This window comes from Halomicrobium zhouii (assembly GCF_900114435.1).
Lineage (GTDB): Archaea > Halobacteriota > Halobacteria > Halobacteriales > Haloarculaceae > Halomicrobium > Halomicrobium zhouii.
Genome location: NZ_FOZK01000001.1, coordinates 851,180 through 877,312, shown reverse-complemented (window position 1 = coordinate 877,312; position 26,133 = coordinate 851,180). Strand labels below are relative to the sequence as shown.

22 protein-coding genes are annotated in these 26,133 nt (G+C 67.2%); 17 read left to right on the top strand and 5 right to left on the bottom strand.

All coding sequences use genetic code 11. The features are described 5' to 3' along the window. Positions 1–175 precede the first annotated feature (175 nt). The 9 genes from phnG to BM337_RS04050 all read left to right on the top strand — a co-directional run bounded on the left by phnG (position 176) and on the right by BM337_RS04050 (position 8,089). Positions 176–619, top strand: a complete 444-nt coding sequence (gene phnG / locus BM337_RS04090) for a phosphonate C-P lyase system protein PhnG (protein WP_089814159.1) — start codon at positions 176–178, stop codon at positions 617–619. Beyond that, on the top strand, positions 616–1,167 hold the full coding sequence (gene phnH, locus BM337_RS04085) for a phosphonate C-P lyase system protein PhnH (RefSeq protein WP_089814157.1): 552 nt from the start codon (positions 616–618) through the stop codon (positions 1,165–1,167). The genes phnG and phnH overlap by 4 nt, the downstream gene beginning before the upstream one ends. Further along, a complete protein-coding gene (locus tag BM337_RS04080; protein ID WP_089814155.1) occupies positions 1,168–2,331 on the top strand; it encodes a carbon-phosphorus lyase complex subunit PhnI in 1,164 nt (387 codons plus the stop codon). Further along, the gene (locus tag BM337_RS04075) at positions 2,324–3,382 is read left to right on the top strand and encodes an alpha-D-ribose 1-methylphosphonate 5-phosphate C-P-lyase PhnJ (RefSeq protein ID WP_089814153.1); all 1,059 of its coding nucleotides are present in this window, start codon (positions 2,324–2,326) and stop codon (positions 3,380–3,382) included. The genes BM337_RS04080 and BM337_RS04075 overlap by 8 nt, the downstream gene beginning before the upstream one ends. After that, positions 3,379–4,209 (top strand): ATP-binding cassette domain-containing protein, encoded by an 831-nt coding sequence (locus BM337_RS04070; protein ID WP_089814151.1) that lies wholly within the window; start codon positions 3,379–3,381, stop codon positions 4,207–4,209. The genes BM337_RS04075 and BM337_RS04070 overlap by 4 nt, the downstream gene beginning before the upstream one ends. Then, positions 4,206–4,943 carry a phosphonate C-P lyase system protein PhnL gene (locus BM337_RS04065; RefSeq protein WP_089814149.1) on the top strand — a complete coding sequence of 246 codons (738 nt, stop codon included), beginning with the start codon at positions 4,206–4,208 and terminating at the stop codon, positions 4,941–4,943. Before BM337_RS04070 ends, BM337_RS04065 begins: the two co-directional genes overlap by 4 nt. After that, positions 4,940–6,181 (top strand): alpha-D-ribose 1-methylphosphonate 5-triphosphate diphosphatase, encoded by a 1,242-nt coding sequence (locus tag BM337_RS04060; protein ID WP_089814147.1) that lies wholly within the window; start codon positions 4,940–4,942, stop codon positions 6,179–6,181. Before BM337_RS04065 ends, BM337_RS04060 begins: the two co-directional genes overlap by 4 nt. Next, positions 6,178–6,981: a sugar phosphate isomerase/epimerase family protein gene (locus tag BM337_RS04055; protein ID WP_089814145.1), complete on the top strand. Its 804-nt coding sequence runs from the start codon at positions 6,178–6,180 to the stop codon at positions 6,979–6,981. Before BM337_RS04060 ends, BM337_RS04055 begins: the two co-directional genes overlap by 4 nt. Positions 6,982–7,207: 226 nt before the next feature. After that, a complete protein-coding gene (locus BM337_RS04050; protein WP_089814143.1) occupies positions 7,208–8,089 on the top strand; it encodes a glycerophosphodiester phosphodiesterase in 882 nt (293 codons plus the stop codon). A 111-nt stretch (positions 8,090–8,200) separates the two neighbouring features. On the opposite strand, the gene BM337_RS04045 is transcribed toward BM337_RS04050, so the two are convergent. Further along, positions 8,201–8,983, bottom strand: a complete 783-nt coding sequence (locus BM337_RS04045) for a DUF7260 family protein (protein ID WP_089814141.1) — start codon at positions 8,981–8,983, stop codon at positions 8,201–8,203. A gap of 630 nt (positions 8,984–9,613) precedes the next feature. On the opposite strand from BM337_RS04045, the gene ppk1 reads away from it, so the two are divergent. Beyond that, entirely contained in the window at positions 9,614–12,016 is a 2,403-nt protein-coding gene (gene ppk1, locus BM337_RS04040; protein WP_089814139.1) for a polyphosphate kinase 1, read from the top strand. Between the two features lie 19 nt (positions 12,017–12,035). Here the strand turns inward: ppk1 and BM337_RS04035 are convergent, their stop codons facing one another. The 3 genes from BM337_RS04035 to BM337_RS04030 form a co-directional block, all read right to left on the bottom strand. After that, positions 12,036–12,722: a metallophosphoesterase family protein gene (locus BM337_RS04035; protein ID WP_089814137.1), complete on the bottom strand. Its 687-nt coding sequence runs from the start codon at positions 12,720–12,722 to the stop codon at positions 12,036–12,038. 398 nt (positions 12,723–13,120) lie between these two features. Then, positions 13,121–13,291, bottom strand: a complete 171-nt coding sequence (locus BM337_RS20920; RefSeq protein ID WP_177227134.1) for a hypothetical protein — start codon at positions 13,289–13,291, stop codon at positions 13,121–13,123. Beyond that, positions 13,278–14,318, bottom strand: a complete 1,041-nt coding sequence (locus BM337_RS04030) for a zinc-dependent alcohol dehydrogenase family protein (protein WP_089814135.1) — start codon at positions 14,316–14,318, stop codon at positions 13,278–13,280. Before BM337_RS04030 ends, BM337_RS20920 begins: the two co-directional genes overlap by 14 nt. Before the next feature lie 166 nt (positions 14,319–14,484). On the opposite strand from BM337_RS04030, the gene BM337_RS04025 reads away from it, so the two are divergent. From BM337_RS04025 to BM337_RS04010, 4 genes are all read left to right on the top strand, one after another. Beyond that, entirely contained in the window at positions 14,485–15,855 is a 1,371-nt protein-coding gene (locus BM337_RS04025; protein WP_089814133.1) for an MATE family efflux transporter, read from the top strand. A 231-nt stretch (positions 15,856–16,086) separates the two neighbouring features. Beyond that, a complete protein-coding gene (locus tag BM337_RS04020; protein WP_089814131.1) occupies positions 16,087–16,917 on the top strand; it encodes a type IV toxin-antitoxin system AbiEi family antitoxin domain-containing protein in 831 nt (276 codons plus the stop codon). Between the two features lie 5 nt (positions 16,918–16,922). Further along, on the top strand, positions 16,923–17,726 hold the full coding sequence (locus BM337_RS04015) for a nucleotidyl transferase AbiEii/AbiGii toxin family protein (RefSeq protein ID WP_089814129.1): 804 nt from the start codon (positions 16,923–16,925) through the stop codon (positions 17,724–17,726). 266 nt (positions 17,727–17,992) lie between these two features. Continuing rightward, positions 17,993–19,234, top strand: a complete 1,242-nt coding sequence (locus tag BM337_RS04010; RefSeq protein WP_089814127.1) for an outer membrane protein assembly factor BamB family protein — start codon at positions 17,993–17,995, stop codon at positions 19,232–19,234. 12 nt (positions 19,235–19,246) lie between these two features. Here BM337_RS04010 and BM337_RS04005 read toward each other — a convergent pair whose 3' ends face one another. Beyond that, complete coding sequence (locus BM337_RS04005; protein WP_218155508.1) at positions 19,247–20,371, bottom strand: Gfo/Idh/MocA family protein; 1,125 nt, start codon at positions 20,369–20,371, stop codon at positions 19,247–19,249. 167 nt (positions 20,372–20,538) lie between these two features. On the opposite strand from BM337_RS04005, the gene BM337_RS04000 reads away from it, so the two are divergent. The 3 genes from BM337_RS04000 (at position 20,539) to BM337_RS03990 (ending at position 25,755) form a co-directional block, all read left to right on the top strand. Further along, the gene (locus BM337_RS04000; protein ID WP_089814123.1) at positions 20,539–24,192 is read left to right on the top strand and encodes a PAS domain-containing sensor histidine kinase; all 3,654 of its coding nucleotides are present in this window, start codon (positions 20,539–20,541) and stop codon (positions 24,190–24,192) included. Next, on the top strand, positions 24,185–24,640 hold the full coding sequence (locus tag BM337_RS03995; protein WP_089814122.1) for a response regulator: 456 nt from the start codon (positions 24,185–24,187) through the stop codon (positions 24,638–24,640). The genes BM337_RS04000 and BM337_RS03995 overlap by 8 nt, the downstream gene beginning before the upstream one ends. A gap of 86 nt (positions 24,641–24,726) precedes the next feature. Next, entirely contained in the window at positions 24,727–25,755 is a 1,029-nt protein-coding gene (locus tag BM337_RS03990) for an LLM class flavin-dependent oxidoreductase (RefSeq protein ID WP_089814120.1), read from the top strand. Positions 25,756–26,133: the final 378 nt, after the last annotated feature.

Here is a 26,133-nt window from a genome sequence, read left to right as displayed (position 1 = left end):
GAGAGACCTGTCCACCCGACTCCCTCTCTGTCTCGATCAGCGATTCTGGAACACGGGTCCATACTAGTCCGGACCGCTCGATCGAGGGGATGGATCGAACCGGCCCACGCTGGCAGCGATGGAGAGTACGCAGTGAAGGCTTATCGGGTTCATTCGGGTGGGTCCGCTCGATCACATGGACGATCCACACGACCGGTCGGACCGCTTCGAACTGATCGCCGCCTGCGACGGCGACGCCCTCGAATCCGTCGCCGACCAGGTGCTCGCCGGCGACCCGACGCTCGACGTACTCCAGGAACCGCGGCCACAGCTCGTGATGCAGCGCGTCGTCGAACCCGTCGAGCGTCGGCCGTTCAACCTCGGCGAGGTCGTCGTCACGCCCGCGGAGGTCTCCCTCGACGGCGAGCGAGGATTCGCGATGGTTCCGGGCAAAGCCGAGCGCGCAGCACTCTCCGGGGCCATCGTCGATGCCGCCGTCGCCGACGGCCACCCGATCGCCGACGAGGCCGTCGCCGTCCTCGAACAGGCAGGCGAGGAGTACCAACACGAGCGCGAACAGACGTGGGCGGAGAGTCGCCACACGACCGTCGAGTTCGAGACGATGGAGGACGACCTGTGAGAGCGCTCGGCATCGACCCCGTTCACGATACGCGGGCCACGTTTCGCGCTCTGTGCGACGCGACGAGTCGGCCCGGGACCGTCGCCGACGTCGGGACGACGCCCGCAGGTCACGCGATCCTCGCCACGGTCGTCGACCACGAAGTCAGAACCTGGACCGACGACGATGCACTCCGGTCGGCACTGGAGAGTCGGGGTCGGTTCGACCCGGCCGAGCCGGCCGAGGCCGACCTGCTTCACACCCACGGCCAGCCCGACTGGGACGTCCGCGAGTGCAGCCGTGGGTCGCTTGTCGAACCGAGCGACGGTGCGACCGTCGTCTATCGGGTCGACGGACTCGAAGCGGGCTCGGACAGCGCGCTCACGATTGTCGAACTGACCGGACCTGGCGTCGACGGGACGCGCCGGCTTAGCGTCGGCCTCCCTGCCGGCGAACTCGAACGGCTCCGGGAGGCCCAGTCGACCTATCCCCGCGGCGTCGACGCCTACCTGGCGAGTGAGAGGCGCGTGGCGGCGATTCCGCGGTCGAACGAGCTGGAGGTGGTGTAAGTGGGCTACGTTGCCGTCACGGCCGGCGAGGAGATCATCGAACGCGCCGAGGACCTCTTCGAGAAGCAGCGCCTCGACGCGGACGAACCGTCGCTCTCCGTCGACCAGGTCGACGGCCAGCTCTCGCGACTCACTTCCCAGGCGATGAGCGAGGGCGGGCTGTACGCGCCGCGACTCGCTGCGCTCGCGGTGATCCAGGCACAGGGCGACACCGTCGAGGCGTCGTTCCTCCTGCAGGCCTATCGCTCGACGCTGGAGCGGTGGGACGAGACAGACCCGGTCGACCCGTCGGAGCTGTTCGCGACGCGCCGAGTATCGCCGGCGTACAAGGACGTCCCCGGCGGCCAGATACTCGGCCCGACCAAGGACTACACCCAGCGCCTGCTCGACTTCGACATCGACGGTGCGGACGAGACCGACCCGACCGCGGACTGGGACCTCCCTGACGCGGAGCCGACCACGGTACAGAACGTCATGGACGTCCTCCGGTCCGAAGGGCTCGTTCACGAGCCAGCGGCCGACGCAGACGAGTTCGACGAGCCGACCGACACGACGCGCGAACCGGTCACCCACCCCGCGGACCGGGACGAGGTGCTCCAGGAACTCGCCCGCGGCGAGACCGGCGCCGTCACCGCGCTGGGCTACTCGGCCATGCGCGGCTACGGCCAGGTCCACCCGACGCTCGCCGAGGTCCGGGTCGGGAAGCTCCCCGTCCGGATCACCCACCCATACACCGGCGACGACGTCCGGGTCACCGACGTCGAGGTGAGCGAGTCCGAGGCCGTCGTGCCCGTGTACGCCAAGCGCGACGACCCGCAGTTCGCCTTCGGCTACGGCCTCACCTTCGGCCGGAACGAGCGCAAGACCATCGCGATGACCATCCTCGACGCGTCGATCCAGCTCGATAGCGAAGCGGAGCCCGCCGAGAACGCCGAGTTCGTCCTCGACGCCGTCGACGGGCTGGACTCCTTTGGCTTCATCGAGCACCTCAAACTCCCCCACTACGTCACCTTCCAGAGCATCCTCGACCGCATCCGCGCCGTCCGGGAGGGCCGTGGGCTCGACGCGGGAGCCGAGACGGCGGACGAGTCCCCCGCCGATGAGAGAGACGAACCGGCAGCCGACGACGCCGTGGCCGCCCCGGAGGTGAGCGACGATGACTGACACGGAAGCGGACGCGGCCGACGGGACCGATCCGGCAGCCGCCACCGAGAGCGGGACGGCGGTCGCGGCGTCGTCCGTCGCGGACGCCGTCGACGACCTCTCCGGCGAGGGGCTCTCGGGGTACAACTACGCCTACCTCGACGAGCACACCAAGCGCGAGGTCCGGCGAGCCATCCTGAAGGGCATCGCCATCCCGGGCCACCAGGTGCCCTTCGCGTCCCGGCCGATGCCACTCGCTCGCGGGTGGGGCACCGGCGGCATCCAGGCGTCGCTCTCCCTCCTCGGGCCCGACGACGCGTTCAAGGTCATCGACCAGGGGAGCGACGAGAGCGTCAACGCCGCCAACGTCCGCCGCCTCGCGGAGACGACCGCCGAGGTCGAGACGACGACCGACACGACGGAGGCCGACGTGATCCAGACCCGTCACCGGATCCCAGAGGAAGTCCTGGACGAGGACCAGATCCTCGTCCTCCAGGTACCCATCACCGACGCGCTCCGGAAGGTCGACTCCTCCGACGCGGCGAACCGCCGGCGTCACGCCCACGCGAACTACGGCAAGATGTGGGTCCACCTCTACGAGAACGTCGTCGAGTGGGGCGAGATCCAGATCGCGGCCCGGTACCCGACGATGGTCGCCGGGCGCTACCTGATGGACCCATCGCCCATCCCGCGCTGGGACGTGCCGAAACTGGACGACGCGGACAACCTGTTCGTCTTCGCGGCCGGTCGCGAGGCCCGCATCTACGCGGTGCCGCCCCACACCGACGTCGAGCCTCTGGCGTTCGCAGACAAATCGTTCCAGGTCGAGCGGTTCCCCGACCAGGCGTGTCGCTCCTGCGGGTCGACGGACACGTACCTCACCGAGATCGAGACCGGGGAAGGCGACCGGCTGTACGTCTGCAACGACACCAGCTTCTGCCTGAAACGGCAGGACGAGCCCGGCCTGGCCAAGGACCACCACCTCGACCGCGACGGGGTGGACTGGGGGCCAGGGACGCCGGGCGGGCCGACGGCTGATGAGATGGCTACGAACGGAGGTGACGACGCGTGACGCTCCTGGACGCCAGCGGCCTGCGGCGGGTCTACGGCGACTCCTGTGGCGACTGCGTCGAACTAACCGGCGACGACGCGGGGACGAACCAGTGTCCCGAATGCGGCGCCGTGGTGGCCTGTGCCGACGTCTCGCTCGACGTCGAGCCCGGCAAGGTGCTGGGCGTCGTCGGCGAGTCCGGCTCGGGGAAGTCCAGCGTCGCGGAGCTACTCGCGCTCGAACGCGCGGCCGATGGGCAGGCCAGCGGTGACGTCCGACTCGACGGCCACGACGGCAACCTCCTGGACGCCGACTACGAGACGCGTCACCGGCTCCGGAACGGCGCGGTCGGCCTCGTCCACCAGCACGTCCGCGACGGGCTGAACCTGTCGTTCACCGGCGGCGGCAACGTCGCCGAGAAGCTGCTCGCCGCCGGCTGGCGCAACTACGGGGACGTCCGCGACCGCGTCCGCGACCTCTTCGAAGAGACGGAGGTCCCGGTCGAGCGGATGGACGACCCGACGGAGACGTACAGCGGTGGGATGCAACGGCGCGTCCAGATCGCTCGCGCGCTGGCCACCGACCCGGACGTGGTGATCCTGGACGAACCGACGACCGGGCTCGACGTCAGCGTCCAGGCCCGCGTCCTGGACATGTTCCGGCGCATCCAGCGCGAGCAGGACGTGGCCGCCGTCGTCGTCAGCCACGACCTCGGCGTCGTCAGGCTGCTGGCCGACCGGACGCTCGTGATGCGCCACGGGCGCGTCGTCGAGACCGGCTTGACGGACCGCGTCATGGAGGACCCGCACCACGAGTACACGCAGACCCTCATCAACTCAGTCATATGACCGACGTTCTCACCGTCGAGGGGCTCACCAAGACCTTCGACATGCACGCGCTCGGCGACAAACAGGTCGTCGGGCTCGACGACGTATCGTTCACCGTCCGCGGCGGCGAGTTCCTCGCCGTCGTGGGCGAGTCCGGCAGCGGCAAGTCCTCGCTGCTGAAGTGTCTCTACCGGACGTACGAACCGACGGCCGGGTCGACGGTCTACCACCCCGCGGACGTCGACCTGGCGACCTGTGACGACCGCACAGTGATGGCCATCCGGAACTCGACGCTCGGCTACGCGTCGCAGTTCCTCGACGAGATTCCGCGCGTCCCCGCCGTCGACGTCGTCGCGCGGCCGCTCCTGGAGCGCGGAGTGTCGGCGGCCGACGCCCGCGAACGCGCCCGCGAGCTACTGGACGCCCTCGGCCTCCCGGAAGAGCTGTGGGAGGCCTACCCGGCGACGTTCTCGGGCGGCGAGCGCCAGCGGGTGAACCTCGCGCAGGCGCTCGCGCCGGAACCGGAGCTCCTCCTGCTCGACGAGCCGACCAGTGCGCTCGACCCCGAGACGCGGACGGCGGCCATCGAGTTGCTATCCGAATCAACGGACGCGGAGACGACGGTCGTCGGCGTCTTCCACGACCGCGACGTCGTCGAACGGGTCGCCGACCGCGTGGCCGTGCTCGACGGGGGCGAACTGCAACGCGTGGTCCCGGTCGAGGCGTTCGCCGAGGAGGGGGAGGTGGTCGCGTGAGCGAACAGCGTGAAGCGAACGAGGCCTCGGAAGAGCGACGCTCTTCCGGTGGTCGCGTGAGCCAGCGACCGCAGTCCACCGGTGAACTGCCGACCGATTCCGCGTCGGCCGTCGCCGTGACGAACGCGACCGTCGTCACGCCCGACGCGGTCGTCGAGGGCGGCGTCCGCATCGAGGGCGACCGCATCGTCGGCGTCGGTGACGTGGACGAGAACGGGGCCGTGACCGTCGACGCCGACGGCCAGTACGTCCTGCCGGGGCTGGTCGACCTCCACGGCGACGACATCGAATCGCACCTGCACCCGCGTGCGGGGGCGCGCATGGACACCCACATGGCGCTGGCGGCGGCGGACCGGGCGAACCTCGCGGCGGGCATCACGACGAAGTTCCACGCCATCTCCTTCGAGATCGACCCCGACGCCGACCGGTCGCCCGAACTCGGCGCCGAGCTGACCGACGCCATCGAGTCGACGGACGACCTGCTGGCCGACCACCGCCTCCACGCGCGCTGTGAAGTCACCCAGCCCGAGTGCGTCGACGCCGTCGTCGACGTGACCGAGGCCGGCAACGCCGACCTCGTCTCGGTCATGAGCCACGTCCCCGGCAAGGGGCAGTTCCGGGACGAGGAGGCGTTCCTCCAGTACTACCGGGATTCGCACGACCACACCGTCGAGGAGGCCGAACAGATGATCGCCGAGCGCGGCGACGTCTCGATGGCGACCATCCGCGAGCGGATCGAACGCGTCGTCGACTGTGCCCACGCGAACGGCGCCGTCACGGCGTCCCACGACGACGAGGACCCCGCAGAGGTCGAACGCCTCGCCGAAGCGGGCGTCGACATCTCGGAGTACCCCATCACGATGGCGACGGCCGAACGGGCCCACGAGCTCGGGATGACCGTGACGATGGGCGCACCGAACCTCGTCCGCGGGGAGAGTCAGTGGGGGAACCTCGCCACCGCGGACGCCATCGAGGCCGGGGTCGTCGACGCGCTGGTCGCCGACTACCACCCGCTCTCGCTCCTGGCCGGGACGTTCGTCGAGACCGACGAGCCGCTCCCCGAGCGAGTCGCGAGAGTGACGGCGAACCCGGCGAGTGCGGCCGGGCTCCCGGACCGCGGCCGTATCGAGACGGGCGCGCGCGCCGACCTCGTCGTCGTGGACCGGGAGCCGACGCCGACGGTGTCGCGGGCGTTCGTCGCCGGCGAGCCAGTCTACCGGGCGGAGGGGACGCGATGACGTCGGTTGGCGCCGCGATGGACGTCCGCTTCGGCGTCTCTGTCGAGCAGTTCGTCGAGTACGTCACCGAGCTCGGGCTCTCCCACGTCGAGCTCAAGCGCGAGTACCTCCACGGCCATCCCGACGCGCCCTCGCCGGCGGAACTCGGCACTATTGCCGACCGGTACGGCGTGTCCGTCACGTATCACGCACCGTTCCGCGACTGGAACATGGGAAGTTTCAACGACGCCGTCCGGGAAGCGTCCGTCGACCAGGTGAAGCAGACGCTCGACGATGCAGCGGCGGCCGGGGCGGGCGCCGTCGTCGTCCACGGCGGTGCCGTCCCGCATCGCTATCCCTCGTGGGTCAGGGAGAAGGCCGCCGAAAACGCCCGCCGGTCGCTGCGAGAGTGCGCAGAGTACGCCCAGTTCGTCGGCGTCCCGCTCTGCCTGGAGAACCAGCCCGTCAGCGACGAGAAGCAGCGCTGCACGACGACGCCAGACGACCTGGAATCCTCGCTCCGAGCGGCGAACGTCCTGCCCGAATACCTTGGCGTCACACTCGACGTCGGACACGCCAAGGTGAGCGGCTACCACTGGCGCGACTTCGTCGACCGCTTCGGTGACCGCATCCAGGTCTGCCACCTCCACGACAACGACGGCACGGCCGACGACCACGAGCCGCTCACCGACTATGGTCAGATCGTCGACGCCGTCCCGGCCGACTACTTCGTCTTCGAGACGAAGTCGGTTGCCGACGTCGCCCGGTGTCTGGGCGTCGACGAAGACGACATCGAAACCCCGCCGACCCGTTTCGGGTGATTCCGCCCCGGTACGCGATGCCGTTACTCGACCGTTCCACTATCGACGCTGCTTCTGTTCGTCCGTTTTCCTCCAGCCGAGAATCTCGATAACACGGCACCGAATCGTCGTTCCCCTTCCACGCCCTCGAAGGATCGCTAGCAGGTCGTTACCAGTCACTACCAAAAATATCAGACTATAGATGTCATATAAACGGTGATTAGCTCACTGGTCCCTGGTTCAGACGATGTCACGGGATACCGAGGGGCGGACGAAGCACGTATCGCGACGAGGCGTTCTCAAGACCACTGGAGCGATGCTGGGCACTGCGGCGCTCAGCGGGACGGCATCGGCGTCCAGAAACTGGGGGCGGGGCCGAGGCCGAAACGACGACCTCGCCATCACGGCCCACCGCGGATTCAGGGACGTCTATCCGCAGAACACGGTCGCCGCCATCGAGGGGTCGTGTCGCCTCGGTGCCGACCGTATCGAGATCGACGTCGAAGCGACTGCGGACGGCGAGATCGTCGTCTTCCACGACGCGGCGCTCGACGACCTCACCGACGAGGAGGGACTCGTCGCCGAAACGCCGTCCGAGACGGTACTGGAAGCGGAAGTCCTGGAGTCGGGCGAGACGATCCCGACGCTCGCCGAGACGCTCGACGCGGCGTGGCCCAGGGTGACGATGAACATCGAGTTCAAGGATTCCGGCCCGCTCTCCTGGACCGAGTTCGCCGAGCGAACACTCGAGATCGCGTCGCAGTATCGTGGCGAGTACTACGCCTCCTCGTTCGACCCGGACGCGCTCAGGGCAGTCCGGGACGTCGACCCGAACGTCGCGGTGGCCCCGATATTCGGGGGGAACAAGGACGAGAACCTGGCGATCGCCCGCGAACTCGACGCGGAAGCGGTCAACCCGTCGACCGGGGTCCTGGACCAGGACCTCGTCGAAACCGCACACGAGGACGGCCGGGACGTCAACGTCTGGACGATCGATAGCTGGCGAGAAGCGAGGACGCCCGTCGAACTCGGCGTCGACGGGCTGATCGCTGACTACCCCCACATGGCCAGCTTCGCGACCCGCGAGAGTCGTGGTGACCGGCCAGGCCGGGGCCGTCGAGGGCACTAAACGAGCGTCGCGCCGTCGCGAGTTGGGACGGCCGCCGGCCGCAGCCGGTCGGCCGGTTCCACTAGCTCGAAGGTCATCGCGACGTGCGCTCCATACAGTTCCCCGCAGCCATTATTTTGCCTCGCTCATTCGCCGTTCCACGGTTCGACGGCGGTTCGTGATACACTCGCCCAGGTCGGCAATCGTCGAGAGGACGGGATACGTCTCGTCGAGCCCCTGGTATACGTACGCGGGGACGTCCGGTGCAGACCGGGGAACCCAGAGCTGGCGATGCTGGCGGCGGATGGCTGCCTGTCTGTCCGCGGCCACCTCGTCGCACTCTGCTTGCAGGTTTTGCAGCGTCGACCGGCGCCCCTCGAGCGCGCTGAACGACGGCTTCCCGTCCTCGTCGTCGACCGTTCCCTCGACCCGGTCCAGGATGGTGTGGATCCGTTCTTCGGTGTCGGCCAGCGACTCCCGCTCGGCGTCGAGCGTCGACAGAAATCGCTCCCGCTCGTCCAGCGCCTGTTCGGTCTTCGCGAGCACCGACTGCTTGCAGTACTCGCCGAAGTGGCCCTGGACGAGCGCCGCTGCGACGTCCGCTCCGAACTCGGCCTCGAGGCTCTCTACGTAACTGTCGCCGTACTCCTCGTCGTAGTGGGGGACGCTCATCACAGTCTCCACGTACGCGTCGCGGACGGTGGCCACACCCGTCGTCTGAGGTGTCTGGATCTTTCGTCTCGGGCCCTGCACGGGCGTCGGTTCGACGACGTCCACGTTCCGTACCCGTTCGAGGAAGGACGCGAGTGCGTCGCGCTCGTCGGTCGTTCGCTGGCGTTCGACGGTCAGGGCGCGCCGCGCGGCCCCAAGGGGGCCGTCCGGCGCTGGGTCCAGGTGGGCCGGGTCGGCTGTCATCAGCCGAAACTCGTCTAATCCACGCATAAGGCGTTATAATACGTCTACCGATCGGTCTGGTCGGATCAGAGCGGTACGTAGTCGGTCGCGAGTCCACGGCAGCGCTACTGGTTTTGCCCGTCAGCAGCGGCCGTCGTCATGCCCGACGTACATCCCATAAATATATAGAAATCATATAAAATCTTTATATCTTGTCTGACATCTGTATGCCTGACGGCAGACAACCTGCCAGCCGGTCCAGCCAGCCACCATGTCATCAACAGACGAACCCACCCAGGATCGAAACGCCCGGTCGAACCTCCCCTGTTGGACCTGTCGCCAGTGTGGCCACTCGTACAACGTCACGCCGCGTCGGTGCCGGCATTGCCGCGGGACCACGTTCGCTCCCTGAAAGTGGTACGTACGTCGCAATAGAACTACTAGAAGATTCCTTGTACCCCACTCGGCCTTTCCGTACCATGCCACGGGCCGTGTTGCGACGGTGCTTAGTCCCAGTCCGCGAGGCCGTCTCCGCGTGCGGGGGAACGACGGACGACGCGTCCAACGAGAGAGTGTTGGAACGGGCGACCGATGGTGACCGCTGCAAGTCTCGTACAGCCCGCCGGTCGCTCGCCGCTGCAGCGTGGATCGATGAGTGAAGGAGACCTGACCGATCCCGACTACTACCTCAACCGGGAACTCTCGGAACTCGCCTTCCAGGAGCGCGTCTTGCGCGAGGGGATCGACGAGCGGAATCCGCCCCTCGAACGGCTCCGATTTCTCGCCTTCTTCACCAAGAACACGGACGAGTTCTTCATGAAGCGCGTCGGTGGACTGAAACAGCAGATCAAGGCCGGTGTCACCAGAACGACGCCGGACGGGCGGACCCCGAAACAGCAGTGGCGTGAGATACTCGACGCCGCCCGTCCCCTCTTCCGGGAACAGTCGGAGTACTGGGAACGGACGCTGAAGCCGACGCTGGCCGAGAACGGGATCGAGATCCGCGAGCCGGACGAGCTACCGGTCGACAAGCGCGAGCAGTTGCAAGTCTACTACGAGGAGTCGATCCTCCCGACCCTGACGCCGCTCGCCTTCGACCCGGCCCACCCGTTCCCGTTCATCTCGAACCTGTCGCTGTCACTGGCGGTGCTCTCCGCCGACGGAAACGGCGGGACGCAGTTCACGCGCGTCAAGATCCCGTCGAACCAGCCGCGACTGATAGCGGTCCCCGGGAGCGGGGACCAGTACGTGCTCATCGAGGACCTGATCGAGGCCACCCTCGACCTCCTGTTGCCCGACCTCGAGATCCTGGACGTCTCGAAGTTCAAGGTGACCCGGAACGCCGAGGTCCGGCGCAACGAGGAGGTCGCCGAAGACCTCATCGACATGGTCGAAGAGGTCCTGGAGGAACGTCGGTTCGCCACGGTCGTCAGGCTGGAGGTCGACGCCGACATGCCCGAGGAGTCGGTGTCCATCCTCAAAGACCAGCTCGACGTCCAGGAGCGGGAGGTGTTCTACCGGGACGGACCGATCGACTTCGAGGACTTCTTCGAACTCGTCGACCTGGAGTATCCGGACCTCAAACGACCGGACTGGACGCCGAAAGCCCATCCCCGGCTGGCGTCGGTCACGAGCGACGCCGGCGACGGGGCGACGGACATCTTCGCCGAGATTCGGGATGGTGACATCCTCGCCCACCACCCGTATCACTCCTTCGAGGGGACGATACAGCGGTTCCTGGACGCGGCGGCGAACGACCCGGACGTCCTCGCCGTGAAGGCAGCCATCTATCGCACGGCGAGCGATTCCAAGGTGATACAGAGTCTCATCGACGCCGCCGACAACGGCAAACAGGTGGCGGTGATGGTCGAACTCAAGGCCCGCTTCGACGAGCAGAACAACCTCGAATGGGTGCGACAGCTCGAAGAGGAGGGGATCCACGTCGCGTACGGGACCGTGGGTCTAAAGACGCACACGAAGACTGCCCTGGTCGTGCGCCAGGAGGACGACGGCGTCCAGCTGTACTCCCACGTCGGCACCGGAAACTACCACTCCGAGACGGCGAAGGGCTACTCCGACCTCGGGTTACTGACGGCCGACCGCGACGTCGGCCACGACCTCACGAAGGTGTTCAACTTCTTCACGGGGCCGACGCTCGACGACAGCTTCCGGAAGCTCCTCATCGCGCCCGTGACGATGCGCGAGCGGTTCACGGCCATGATCGAGCGCGAAATCGAGCACGCGGAGGCCGGTCGACGGGCGCGGATCGTCGTCAAGGTGAACGGCCTCGAAGACCCGGCGATGGTCGCGGCGCTGTATCGCGCCTCGATGGCCGGCGTCGATATCGACCTGATCGTCCGGGACATCTGCCGGCTCCGCCCGGGCATCGAGGGGCTGAGCGAAAATATCACCGTCCACTCCATCGTCGGCCGGTTCCTCGAACACGCCCGGATCTTCTACTTCGAGAACGCTGGCGAGCCCGAGTGGTACATCGGGTCGGCCGACTGGATGACCCGGAACCTCGACCACCGGGTGGAGGCAGTCGCGCCCGTGGAGAACCGCCAGCTTCGGGAACAGCTCCGGTTCGTCCTGGAAGCGTCGCTGCTGGACAACCGTCGACGGTGGGTGATGCAGAGCGACGGCCACTACGAGCAGGTCACGCCGGGCGACGAACCGGAACGGGATATCCAGGAGATACTGATGGTGGCGACGCGAGCCGCCGTCGACCGTGGTCACGGACCCGGACTGGAAGTCGATACGGACCTCGTCGAGGGCGACCTCCTGGTCGACGACGTGCCGGAGCCGGCGGTGGACAGTGGGTCCGCGGAGCCGGACGCCGCATCCACCGACGGCGACGACGTCGCGGCGGCCGACGGGGTGAAAGCGGCGAAATCGGACGGCGGCAGTACATCTCTCTTCGACGTCCACGCCGACCGCTGGTACCACCCCGATAGCGAGACGTACGACTGGGCGGTGCGAACTGCCGATGGCGAGCGTCGGTACTTCAAGACCCGTGATGGTGCCCGAGAACGGCTTCGAGCCGAGTACAAGTAATCCGCTCGGGGGGCGCGGCTCAGACCACGGAGACGATTTTCGCGTCGTCGCGCTGCTCGTGGGTCGTCGTCTGCTCGATCGTAACGCAGTCGTCGTTCCGGTAGTCGTAGGCGGTGAGCATCCCGCCGTAGACGCAGCCGGTGTCCAGGCCGACGGCGTACTCCCGTTCCACGGGGCTGTCGTGGACAGTGTGGCCGAAGAAGACGCGGTGGGGCCCGTCGTAGTCGTCGTACCAGAACGGCCCGTCGTAGCCGTCACCGTCGGGCGCACGCATGGTCAGCAGTTCATCGACGGTGTGGTCGTCCAGCGGTCGACCGGGGTCGACGCCGCCGTGGACGACCAGTGCGTCGTCGAAGGAGATCACGACGGGAAGCGACTCGAAGTACGCCCGGTCGCCGTCTCTGAGCCAGTCGGGGTCCTTGTCGCCGCGGACGACCTTCTGTTCGTTGTTCCCGCGGACGCTGACGAGTCGGTCGTCGTCGCGGACGAGGTCGACGACGCCGGGGCTGTCCGGTCCCTTTCGCACCAGGTCGCCCACGAAGACGAGCCGGTCGTCGTCGGCCGGGTCGAGCTCGGCCAGGAGCCGCTCCAGGGCGGCCCGGCTTCCGTGGACGTCGCCGACGACGTACACCGCTCCGTAGTCGTCGACGTCGAGTCGTTCGTGGCGTGATTCGACGGTGTCACTGAACTGTGGGATGGGAGTCATTAGGGGAGCGTCGGATCGACCGGAGTGTTTCGTCGCCGTACGGAGAGAGTCGCCGCGATCGGACCAAGACGGTTACTAATAGTGGTCTGTACGACTATGTACCTCCTCGGCCCGATTCACTGCACGATGCGGGTAACTCCCGTGTCGGTCAGCGCGGCTGGTCGGTGACTGCCCGAATCTGCGTGGGCTCACCGGTGGGACTGGCGACCGACGAATCGCAGAGTACTGCGCGTTCCACCGACGAATCGAGCGTTCCCTCGACCTGACAGTTCTGGAACACCCGGATCCAGCTCGGAAAATCATTTAACTACACCAGTTGTAATTACAGCTGGTTCCGCACGCCTGTACTGACCATGCGTGTGATGCGGAGCCCCAGGCTGCCCTTCACGCCCGAATCGTCACGCGACGTGCTCAGCCCGGGCGTGAAGCACTCCCACCCACCGTTTCTGTGATGCGCGCTCCGACGTCGTCTGACCGCCGTGGCCGATCCCGCCCGCGGCGCCGGAGACGAACGCCACCTCGTCATCGAAGTCGAGCTTCCCGCTCGTGGGGACCTCAGGCTCCGACATGCACCATGACCTTGATCGCCTCCCGCTGGTCCATCGCCTCGTAGCCGTCCGGGACGCCGTCGAGGTCGACGGTCTTCGTGAATATCGGCGACGGGTCGAGGGTCCCCTGGAGCACGTCGACCATGAGTTCCTCGGCGTACTGTCGTACCGGCGCGGGACCACCGGTGAACGAAGCGTTCCTGAAGAACAGCTGTTCGACGAACTCGGCGCTCTCGACGTGGGGGACACCGACGTACCCGACGTGTCCACCGGGGCGGACCACCTTCGCGGCAGTCTCCAGCGCCGCTTCGGCGCCGACGCACTCGAGGACGTGATTCGCGCCGCCGTACGTGAGTTCCCGGGCCTCCTCGATTGCCTCCTCGCCGCGGGCGGAGACGACCTCTGTCGCGCCGAACTCCCGGGCGAGTTCGAGGCGGTCCTCGTGGTGGCCCATGGCGACGATACGCTCGGCGCCGAGGCGTTTCGCGGCGAGCACGCCACAGAGGCCGACCGCGCCGTCGCCGACCACGACGGCCGTGTCGCCGGCCTCGACGTTCGCACAGACCGCGGCGTGGTGGCCCGTTCCCATGACGTCCGTCAGCGGGAGCAGGGATTCGAGGGCGTCCTCGTCGTCGGCGTACCGGTCGGGAACGCGGACGAGCGTGCCGTTGGCGTGGGGCGAGCGAACGTACTCGCCCTGTGCACCGCCGTTGTCCTCGTCCCAGGAGGCGCCGTTGGCACACGACGTGTGGAGTCCCTTGCGACAGAACTCGCACTCGCCGCAACTGATCGCGAACGGCGCGAACACTCGATCGCCCGGTTCGACGTGGCGGACCTCGTCGCCCACCTCCTCGACGACCCCCATCGGTTCGTGGCCGACGGGTGCGCCATCGGCCCTGTCCTCCTCGCCGCGGTAGAACCAGAGGTCAGACCCGCAGATCGCCGTGTGGGTGACGCGAACGATGGCGTCCGTCGGGTCCTCGATTTCGGGCCTGTCTCGCTCTTCGATACTGATGTCACCTGGGCCGCGATACACTGCTGCCTTCATCGTTCACTGCAGAGTGCGTGACCGATCGGCAAGTGTCCGACGCTATACTGACGGCGTGTTCAAATGACACTCCGTGTCGAGCGGGGCCGACACGATCTAGCGTTCGGACCGGCCGACCCCGAAAGTTCGAAACGCTGATTCGCCCGTTTCCCGTCTCCAGAGGTGGATGGTCGATTACGACCGGCTGTTCGGGCTCTGGCGGCGGACCGTCTCGCTGTCCTGGCCGATCAGCGTCCAGCAGGCGCTGACGACGCTGATGCGGACGGTCGACGTCGTCGTCGCGGGGCTGTTCGCGCCGGCGTACGTCACCGCCATCGGGCTCGCCGACCTGTACGCCCAGGTCCCGTTGCGGATCGGACTCGGGCTGGGGACGGGCGCCATCGCCCTGTCGAGCCAGGACACTGGCCGGGCGGCCACGGCGACCCGTGACCGGGCGATCACCCAGGCGTTCCTGATCGGCGCACTGGCGGGTCTGCCGCTCATCGTCCTCGGACTCCTGTTCTCGGACGTCTTCATCGCCGTCCTCGGCGCCGAGGCCGAGGTCGTCAGGCTCGGTGCGCAGTACCTCACGCTCGTGTTCGCCGCCGCGCCGATGCGCATCGTCGGCCTGGTCGGCGCCCGGTCGCTCCAGGGCACCGGCGACACGGTCACGCCGATGATCGTCAACGGCGGCGCCAACCTCTGCAACGCGGTCGCGACGGTCGTGCTCGCGCTCGGGCTCGGGCCGGTCCCGGGGTTCGGCATCGTCGGCATCGGGCTGGCGACGTTGCTGGCGCGGACCGTCGAGGCCCTGGCGATAACGGGCGCCATCGCGAGCGCCCGGACCGACCTCTCGTTCGCCCGGCCGCGGTCGCTCACGATCACCCGCCAGATCGTCGGCGTCAGCCTCCCGAACCTGGCCGAGGGGATGAGTGCGTCGCTCGCGAACTTCCCGTTCAACGCGCTGTTGCTCGTGTTCGGGACGGAGGTCAACGCCGCCTACCACATCGGACGCCGCATCTACCAGCAGCTCGCGGGGCCGATCTACCGGGCCGTCAACACCGCCGCGAGCATCACCGTCGGCCAGTCGCTGGGCGAGGGTGACCCAGCGGGCGCGCGCTACGCCGGGTTCGCCATCGCGGCGCTGAGTATCCTCACGATGGGTGCCGCGGGCGTCGTCCTGGTCGCCGGCGCCGACCCCATCGCGTCGGTGTTCACCGACGACCCGGAGACGCTCGGGTACGCGGCCGCGTTCACCCGCGTGTTCGGCGTCTCGATGCTGTTCTTCGGGGTCTTCTTCCCCTTCGCCGGCAGCCTGCGCGGTGCCGGCGACACCCGGACGCCGTTCTACGCGCGAGCCACCGGGACGTTCGTCTTCATGCTCGGCGGGTCGTACCTGCTCGCGATTCCGCTGGGCTGGGGCCTGTCCGGCGTCTACGTCGGACTTATCCTGAGTTACATCTGCTGGGCGGTCATCGCCGTCGCCGGCTTCGTCTGGGGCGACTGGGCCGACCGCGCCGCCGGGATGATGGCCGAGCGGGCCGAGGTCTCCGACTGATAGTGCCGGTCGTACCGACGGTCGCCGTGCCTCACTCCAGCTTCGCGGCCCGCTCGGCGTCGTCGAGTCGAACCGACGTCCCGCGCTCGCTGGACTCGTAGACGGCGTCGATGATGCACGAGCAACACAACCGGTTCTCAACGCCGTCTCACGCAGAGCCATGAACGATTCTTTCAGAGACCGAAACACTAAACCAGACGGCGAATTATATTCTATGTAAAGATAGTGGCTATGAGTGCGACAAAAACCTCAAGAAGTAAACGCGGCGGGCTCTCGGCTCGGGAGAGTCGCCTCCTCTCGCGGCTCGCCGCGGAGGGACACCAGATAATTACCCTCGACGACGTCGAAGCGACGCTAGAGGTTGCCCCCGAGACGGCCAGAGAGATCGCTTCCCGACTCGCGAAGAAAGGCTGGTTGGACCGGCTGCTCCCCGGAACGTACCTCATCATCCCGCTCGCCGCCGGCGAAGAGTCGATGTACACCGTCCACGAGTACCTCATCGCGACGCACGTGGCCGAGCCGATGTACGTCGGCTACTACAGCGCGCTGGACCATCACGGCCTGACCGAACAGGTGCCGCGGACGGTCTCCGTCGTGACGCCGACCAGGGCGCAGAGCCGTGAAATCCACGGCGTTCCCTATCGCGTGACGACAGTCACCGAGCGGAAGTTCTTCGGCTCAGAACCGACGTCTATCGAGGGAACGACGGTCCACGTCAGCGACCTCGAGAAGACGCTCGTCGACTGCGCGGACCATCCCGAGTTCTGCGGTGGGATCCATCAGATCGCATCGGCGATGGTCGCTGCCGACGAACAGGGGTGTTCGTGGGCGACCGTAGGGGAGTACCTCCAGCGACTCGGCAACGGTGCCGCGACCAAACGACTCGTCTATATCGCCGACGTCCTCGGGATCGATCTCCCCACTCGTGACGCACTCGTCGATTCGTTCACGAGCGGCTACTCCTTGCTGGACCCGACCCAACCCGAGTCGGGATCCCATGACAGCGAGTACCGCCTCCGGATCAACGTCGAACCGGACGCGCTCGAACCGGCGGAATCCTGATCGCGATGATCAGCCGCGATCGTCTCCGCGTCCTCGCTCGCGAACTGGGCGTCCGACAGGGGTACGCCGAGAAGAACTACGTCAACTCGTGGCTCCTCTGGGGGATCTTCACGAGCCAGTACGGCGATAATCTCCTGTTCAAGGGCGGGACCGCCCTGAGCAAACTCTACTTTCCGCAGTCCTGGCGGTTCTCGGAAGACCTCGATTTCGGCGTCGCAGGTCAGTATCAGGGATCAGCGGACGAACTCCGAGCGGTTCTCGAAAGGATCACCGCACGGTCGGGTATCGAGTTCTCGATCGGAGAGCACCACGAGTCTCGACAGGACCACTACCCGACGCACTACGTCGACATCAGCATCCAGTACCGGGCCGTCCTGAACCACCCGAACACGACCAGCGTCGACGTAATGGTCGACGAGCACGTCGCGTTCGACCCGGTTGGCCGAAGCCACGAGTACGAGGACGTCCCGACGTTCGATCTGCAGGCGTACTCCGTCGAGGAGATTTTCGCAGAGAAACTTCGTGCGATCTACCAGCGCGGCGTCGCTCGTGACTACTACGACCTCTATCAACTCCTCGAAACCGAGACGGTGGGGATCGACTTCGCTGCGGTACGCCCCGCGTTCGAAGCAAAGTGCGAACACGATGGGCTCAGAATCGAACTGGCTTCGGGGCTTCCGGACGAGCAGCGAGATGGAGTCCGGAGACAGTGGGAGACGACGCTCCCGGACCTCACGGGCGACCTGCCAGCGTTTCAGACGGTATGGGGGCGACTCGACAGCGCGATTTCCGAACACGAGTCGGAGTAGGGTTCGCACCGGGGTGCAGCTGTACGCTCTGACTATCACTCCAGCTTTGCGGCTCGATCCTGTCCGCTCGCTCACTCAGCTTAGTCCAGCCGAACCGACGTCGCACGCTCGCTGGACTCGTAGACGGTGTAAATGACGCGCTGGAGAGCAGGCCTCCACGACTGATCTGTGAAGTGGCCCGGAACGGCTCCCATATCAACATGCATTTGTAATTAGTATTACACCCACGTTGCACGATGAAATCTGAAGGGGTGAGTCGGCGACGGATGCTGCGAGCTGTCGGGGGGGTCGTCGGCGGCGGGGCGCTCACGTCCGTGGCGAGTCGACCTACGCGTGCCCAGTCCGGCGAGGCGTGGTCCCAGTTCGGCTACGACGACGCGAACACGCGGCACGCGCCCGAGAACACGGGCCCCGTCACAGACATCTCCCAGCAGTGGGCCGTCGAAACGGGCAGCAGGGTGTGGTCGTCACCGGCAGTAGCAGACGGCACTGTTTACGTCGGAAGTTACGACAACAGTGTGTACGCCCTGGATGCGACCGATGGCGCCGAGCAGTGGACTTTCGACACGAGTGGAATGTTGGAATCATCGCCGGCAGTGGCCAACGGCACCGTCTACGTCGGGAGTAATGACAACAGCGTGTACGCCCTGAATGCGGCCGATGGCAGTGAGCAGTGGGCCTTCGAGACCGGCGACTCGGTGCGGTCGTCGCCGACAGCGGTCGACGGCACCGTCTATATCGGGAGTACTGATAATACGGTGTACGCGCTGGACGCGGCCGACGGCAGCGAGCAGTGGGCCGTCGAGACTGGCGACAAAGTGTCCTCATCACCGGCAGTGACCAACGATACCGTCTACATCGGAAGTAACGACGACAACGTGTACGCCCTGGACGCGGCCGATGGCACCGAGCAGTGGGCCTCCGACACAGGCAATCCAGTGTTCGACTGTTCACCGGCAGTGGCTGACGGTACCGTCTACGTCGGAAGTCTTAGCAGACTCTACGCGCTGGACGCGGCCGACGGTACTACGCAGTGGACCTTCCAGATGTCCAACGACGTCGGCTCGGCGCCGGCAGTGGCCGACGGGACTGTCTACGTCGGAAGGGGCAACCACACCGTGTACGCGCTGGACGCGGCCGACGGCACCGAGCAATGGGCCTTCGACACAGGGTTCGACGTGTACTCGGCGCCGGCAGTCGCCGATGGCGTCGTCTACATCGGAAGTTACGACAACAACGTGTACGCACTGAAAGCGGCCGACGGTACCGAGCAGTGGGCATTTGAGACGGGCGATAGTGTGTACTCGTCACCGGCAGTCGCCGACGGCATCGTCTACGTCGGAAGCTTCGACAACTCGGTGTACGCAATACAGGGCTCCCCGGGGACGCCGAAGAGCGAGCCCACGGACGACTCCGGGCCGGGGTTCGGACTTCTCAGTGCAGCGGCCGGCGCGGGGATGGCTGGCCTCTCCAGGGCAGTCGCAACCGAGCAGGATATGGACGAGTGAACGGAGTGCTACTCACTCCAGCTTCGCGGCCCGCTCGTCCTCGCTCACACCCTCGGCGTCGTCCAGCCGAACCGACGTCCCGCGCTCGCTGGACTCGTAGACGGCGTCGATGACGCGCTGGACCAGCAGGCCCTCCTCGACGTGGTTGATGGCGGGACGCTCACCCGCGCGGACGCCGTCGAGGAACGTGGCGGCCTCCTCCACGTACCGGTCCCGGTCCGGGTCGCCCGAGAGCGTCGTGTCCCGGTGGTGGTCGAGGGCGCGGTCGTCCGAGCCCAGCACCTGGAGTTCGTCGCCGCCGATGGCGAGGCGAGCACCGCCCTCGGTGCCGCGGACGTGGAACTCGTGGTCGGGTTCGCGGTTCGTGGCCCACGCGACCTCCAGCGAGATGGTGGTGTCGTCGGCACAGCGCAACAGGAGGGTCGCCGAGTCCTCGACGTCGCGCTCGCCTTCGGTGGCGTCCCAGCCGCCGGCGAAGTCGTCGGGGTCGACGTACGCGTCGCCGCTGATGAACGTGTCCCGGGTGACGCCGGAGACCTCGACGACGTCGGGGAAGCCAGCCAGGTAGAGCGCGTAGTCGATGGCGTGGACGCCGATGTCGATGAGCGCGCCGCCACCCGAGAGGTCGCGGTTCGTGAACCACGAGTCGAGGCCGGGGATGCCGCGGCGGCGGACGAACGCGCCCTCGACGGCCTCGACGTCGCCGAACTCGCCGTCGGCCTGGTAGGCCCTGAACAGCGACGGCGCGGCGGCGAAGCGGTTGCTGAACCCGACCATGCAGAAGGCGTCGGAGGCCTCGTCCGCGGCGACGATTCGCTCGGCGTCGGGGAGCGAGTCGGCCAGTGGCTTCTCACAGAGGACGTGGACGTCGCGTTCGAGGGCGGCCGTCGCGGCCGGTTCGTGGAAGGCGTTGGGCGTCGTGATGACGACGGCGTCCAGGTCGAGTTCGTCGTACATCGCCTCGTGGTCGTCGAAGGTCACCGCGTCGAAGGCGGCGGCGAACTCGTCGCGGGCCTCGGTGACGACGTCCGAGCCGCCGACCACGTCGGCGCCGAGTGCAGTGAGGTTGCTGGCGTGCTGGGTGCCCATCCCGCCGAGACCGACGATGCCGACGGCAGGGGAATCGGACATTGACATTACGTATCCGTCTCTCGTCCACCAACATGAATCCATCTTATATCGCGATTGAGAGGACGTGCCGACCAGCTCGACGCCAATCGGTTACGTCCCGCCGCGACGGGGCGGGTGCGTCGGGAACTGTCCTTTCGCCAGGCGTTTATTGGCGGATGCCCTCTCCTGGAACCATGGGACCATCGGGCTCGGCGCCGGACGTCACGCGGGAGGACGCCCTCGGCGTCTTTTCGGGGCTGGCTGAGCCACACACACCGCTCACGACGGGGGACGTCGCCAGCACGCTGGAGTGTAGCGAACAGGCCGCGGAACGACGGCTGCGAGCGCTCGCCGACGACGGCGCCGTTCGGACGCGACAGGTCGGCGATGGCCTGCGGGTTTGGTGGCGGCCGGCCGACGCGGACCTGGCGACCAGTCGTCGGTCGACGCTGGCGGAGTTCGGGGCGTTCGTGCGCGCGGTCGAGGATTACGCCATCTTCACGCTCGAAGCTGACGGCACCGTCGCGAGCTGGAACGACGGCGCCGAACGCATCAAGGGGTACGCCGCCGACGAGATCGTCGGTGAGCACTTCTCGACGTTCTACACTGACGAGGACGTCGCGGCGGGCGTCCCCGAGGCCAACCTCGAAACCGCCGCCGAACGGGGACGGGTCGAGGACGAGGGGTGGCGCGTCCGTGCGGACGGGACGCGGTTCTGGGCGGACGTCGTCGTCACGGCCATCCGCGACGACGACGGCGACCTCGTCGGCTTCACGAAGGTCACCCGTGACAGGACTGAACAGCGAGAGTACGAACAGCAACTGCGCCGGGAACGCGACCTGACCGAACAGATCCTGGAGACGGTCCCGCTGAGTATCTCCCTGGTGGAAGCCGACGGCCAGTTCGTCCGGGCCAACGAGCAGACGCTGGACCGGTTGGGACTCGACGAAGACGAGCTGATGGACGCGAACGTCGACGCGTGGGACCTGTACGACGCCGACGGCGACCCGATACCGGTCGCCGAGCGGCCGTGGAAGCGAGCGCTCGAGGCCGGGGAACCGGTCACCGGGTTCGAGTGTCAGATCGACCTGCCGTCGCTCGGACGGCGGTGGCTCTCGGTCAACGCCGCGCCGCTCGGGGACGGCGGCGACGGGGAAGTCGCGGGCGACGACCGGGTCGTGGTCACCGTCGAGGACGTGACCGACCAGAAGGAACGCGAACGACAGCTGCGGCGCGAGCGCGACCAGACCGAGCAGCTGTTGCGGACCGTCCCGGTGGGCATCGCCGTCCAGAACGCCGACCGCGAGACGTTGCGAACCAACGAACACGTCCAGGCGGAGATGGGGCTCACAGAGCAGGAGTTCCGCGAACAGCCGGTCGACGAGGGAGAGTGGCAGATATACGACGTCGACGGCGACCCGCTCGGCCCCGAGGAGACGCCGTCGGCGCGCGCCATCGAACAGGAGGCGGCGGTGTTCGACGAGGAAATCGTCATGGAGTCGCCCGACGGCGACCGGACCCACTACCGGATAAACGCCGCGCCGCTGTTCGACGACGACGGGGTGGTCGAACGGGTCGTCCTCGCCGGCGAGGACATCACGGAGCTGAAAACCCAGCAGCGACAGCTCGAGCGCCAGAAGTCGGAGCTGGAGACCGAACTCGGCGAGATATTCGAGCGAATCTCGGACGCGTTCTACGCCCTCGACGACGAGTGGCGGTTCACGCACGTCAACGAGCGGGCCGCCGAGATCGTCGGCCACTCGCCCGACGAGTTGCTCGGACAGGTCGCCTGGGACCAGATCCCGGGCGGCCGGGACGGCGCGCTGGGTGAGCGGTTCCGGACGGCGATGGACACCCAGGAGCCGATCACCTTCGAGGAGTACGTCCCCGTCTCCGACGTGTGGCTGGAGTTCAACGTCTATCCGTCGGAGTCGGGGCTCTCGACGTACTTCCGGGACGTCACCGAGCGCAAGGAGCGCGAACGGGAACTCGAGGAGTCCGAACGCCGCTACCGCGCGCTCGTCGAGAACTTCCCGAACGGGGTGGTCGCGCTCGTCGACGAGGACCTTCGCTACCAGACCGTCGGCGGGAGCCCCACCGACGTCGTCGACCGAACCATCGACCAGGTGGAAGGCGAGTACGTCGGCGACGCCCTGCCCGACGAACTGGCCGACGAACTCGTTCCGTACTACGAGGCCGCAATCCGTGGCGAACGCGGCGAGTTCGAGGCCGACGTCGGCGAGCGCGTCTTCCAGTTCCAGGTCGTCCCCGTCCGCGACGCCGCGGGCGACATCTTCGCGGCGCTGGGCATGTCCCAGGACGTCACCGACCAGAAGCGACGGGAACGGGAACTGACGAAGTACGAAACCATCGTCGAGACGGTCAACGACGGTATCTACGTGAAAGACGACGACGGCTACTTCACGATGGTCAACGACGCCTACGCGGAGTTGACCGGCTACGACCGGGAGGAACTCGTCGGCGCCCACTCCTCGCTCGTGGTCGACGAGGCGGCCATCGAACAGTCACGCGAACTGGAAGCGGCGATGGAACGGGGTGACAACCCGACGATGGAGGCGACCATCCAGACGGCCGGCGACGAAGCGGTCCCGGCGGAGGCGACGTTCACCACGTTCGAGACGAGCGACGGCGAGCGGAATCACGTCGGCGTCGTCCGGGACATCTCCGAGCGCCTGGCACAGCGGCGCCGGCTCGAAGAGTCCGAGCGCCGGCACCGCACCCTCGTGGAGAACTTCCCGGACGGCGCCGTGGGCCTGTTCGACGAAGACCTGGAGTACACCGCCGTCGGGGGCCAGTTGCTCGACGCGGCGGGAGTCGGCAAAGAAGACCGAGTCGGAAGCACTGTCTCGGACGTGTACCCGGACCACCTCGTCGAGACTGTCGAACCGTACTTCGAGTCAGCCCTCGACGGCGAGTCGAACTCCTTCGAGGCCGAGTTCCACGACCGTCACCTGCTGGCGCACACGCTCCCCGTCACGAACGCCGACGACGAGGTGTTCGCCGGGATGTTGGTGGTCCAGGACGTCACCGAACAGGTCGAGCGCGAGCAGCGCCTCGAAGAACTCGTCGACCGCCTGGAGGCGTCCAACGAACGCCTCGAACAGTTCGCCTACGCCGCCTCCCACGACCTCCAGGAGCCGTTGCGGATGGTGTCGAGCTACCTGCGCCTGATCGAACAGCGCTACGCCGACGAACTCGACGACGACGGGCGGGAGTTCATCGAGTACGCCGTCGACGGCGCCGACCGCATGCGCGACATGATCGAAGGACTGCTTCAGTACTCCCGGGTCGACACGCGCGGTGACCCGTTCGGCCCGGTGGACCTGAACGCGGTCCTCGCCGACGTTCGCGACGACCTGCAGGTGCGCATCGACGAGACCGACGCCGACGTCGACGCCGAGGACTTGCCCGTCGTCGAGGGCGACGGGGGACAGTTGCGCCAGGTGTTCCAGAACCTGCTGGACAACGCCATCGAGTACAGCGGCGACGCCCCGCCCGAGATCCGCCTGAGCGCCCAGCGGCGCGGCGTCCGCGCGAGCGACCCGAGCGAGGGCTCGTCGGACGAGTGGCCCGAGTCCGACGGCGACTGGTGGGAGATCTCGGTCACCGACCAGGGGATCGGCATCGACCCTGCCGACGCCGACCGGGTCTTCGAGGTGTTCCAGCGCCTCCACGCGCCCGACGACCACTCGGGGACGGGCATCGGCCTGGCGCTGTGTGAACGCATCGTCGAGCGCCACGGGGGCGACATCTGGGTCGACTCCGAACCCGGCGAGGGGGCGACGTTCACGTTCACCCTCCCGGCAGCAGGTGAGCGCGATGCGTGACGGACGCGCGGCGAGCGGTCCGTCGGACATCCTGCTCGTCGAGGACAACCCCGGCGACGTTCGCCTCACCCAGGAGGCCCTCGACGCCGGCCGCTTCCACAACACGCTCCACGTCGTGACCGACGGCGTCGACGCGCTGGACTTTCTCAACCGGCGCGGCGAGTACGGCGACGCGCCCCGGCCCGACGTCGTCCTCCTGGACCTGAACCTCCCGCGGATGGACGGCGACGAGGTGCTCGCGGCGATTCGCGACGACGAGACCCTCCAGTCGCTCCCCGTCGTCGTCCTGACGAGTTCGCAGGCCGACGAGGACGTCCGGCGGTCCTACGAGCTACAGGCCAACGCCTACCTGACCAAACCAGTCGACCCCGACGAGTTCGTCGACGTGATGCGGTCGTTCCAGGAGTTCTGGCTCTCGGTGGTGCGCCTCCCCGGGCAGGGGGACTAGCCCGCACGGGCGCCGAACGGCGGCGCAGTCGACGGGCGCCGAGCGGAGGGTTGATTCGACGTGACCCGTTTGTCTCTCGTAGCCAGATGGACCTCTCTATCGTCGACATCGCCCCCGTCCGGAGCGGAGAGACGGCGACCGAGGCCTACGAGGACACCGTGGAACTCGCACAGGCCGCCGAACGCCTCGGCTACTCGCGGTTCTGGGTTGCCGAACACCACGGCGTCTCGGACGCCATCGCGAGCGCGACGCCCGAGGTGCTGATCGCCCACCTCGCGGCGAAGACCGACGACATCCGCGTCGGGTCGGGGACGGTGCTCCTGAACCACTACAGTCCCTTCAAGGTGGCCGAGACGTTCGCCTCGCTCGACGCGCTCGCCCCTGGCCGCGTCGACCTCGGCCTGGGCCGGGCGACCGGGATGCCCGCGGTCGACCGCGCGCTGGGCTCCGGCGGTCCTCGACAGTCCGCGGGCGACGACCACGCCGCGAAGATAGAGGAAACAGCGCGGCACGTCTACGACGCCTACCCCGACGACCACCCCTACGCCGACATCCGGATCCCCCGGTCGGCCGACGGCGTCCCCGAGGTGTGGGTACTCGGCTCCAGCCCGTCGAGTGCGAAGATCGCCGCCGACCTCGGCCTCCCCTACGCCTTCGCGGCGTTCATCCGCCCGACCGTCGCCGCGACGGCCCTCGACACCTACCGCGAGCGCTTCCAGCCCTCCGAGTTCGACGAGGGCCTGGATGAACCCCACAGCATGCTCGCGGCCAACGTCGCCTGCGCCGAGACCGACCACGAGGCCGCGCGCCTCCGCGCCTCCTCCGAGGCGGCCTACCAGCGCATGGCCCGTGGTGCCTTCGGCCCGCCCCCGACCGTCGAGGAAGCCGTCGACGAGATCGGCGGCGTCCCGGAGCCGACGTCGACCTCGCTGGCTCCCAGTGAGTGGCCCCGCGCCATCTCCGGCAGTCCCGAGACCGTGGGGACGCTACTGGAGGAGATGACCGCCCAGGTCGGCGCCGACGAGGTGGTCGTCCAGAACCTCATCGAGGACCCGGAGGCCCGGATCCGCTCGCACGAACTCATCGCCGAGGGCGTCGGCATCGACGGCCGGTGAGAAAACGACTTTGGATCCGTGAAAAACCCACTCACTGCCTCCCTCGACTTCGCTATGAAAGCATTGGACCCGGAACGACCGTCTGGGAGCATGCTTATTCATCAAAGGTCCATTTGTTCGTTCGTCAGTGAGTTACCGTTGGGATCAGAATAAGAGTATATGAAACGTCGTCGCTATCTTGAAATCCTATCGACTACGTCTATAGGGATGACAGCAGGTTGCGTGAGTGAGAACTCGTCCGAACGATCAACGTGTTCCAATGAAGATAGCTGGTCTCCGAGTGTCACAGCAGAGATTCTGACCCTTTCTCCCGGAACTTCGACTGAAATCGACATTCAGATAGATGGTATCACCAGATTCCAACTATTCGGACACTTA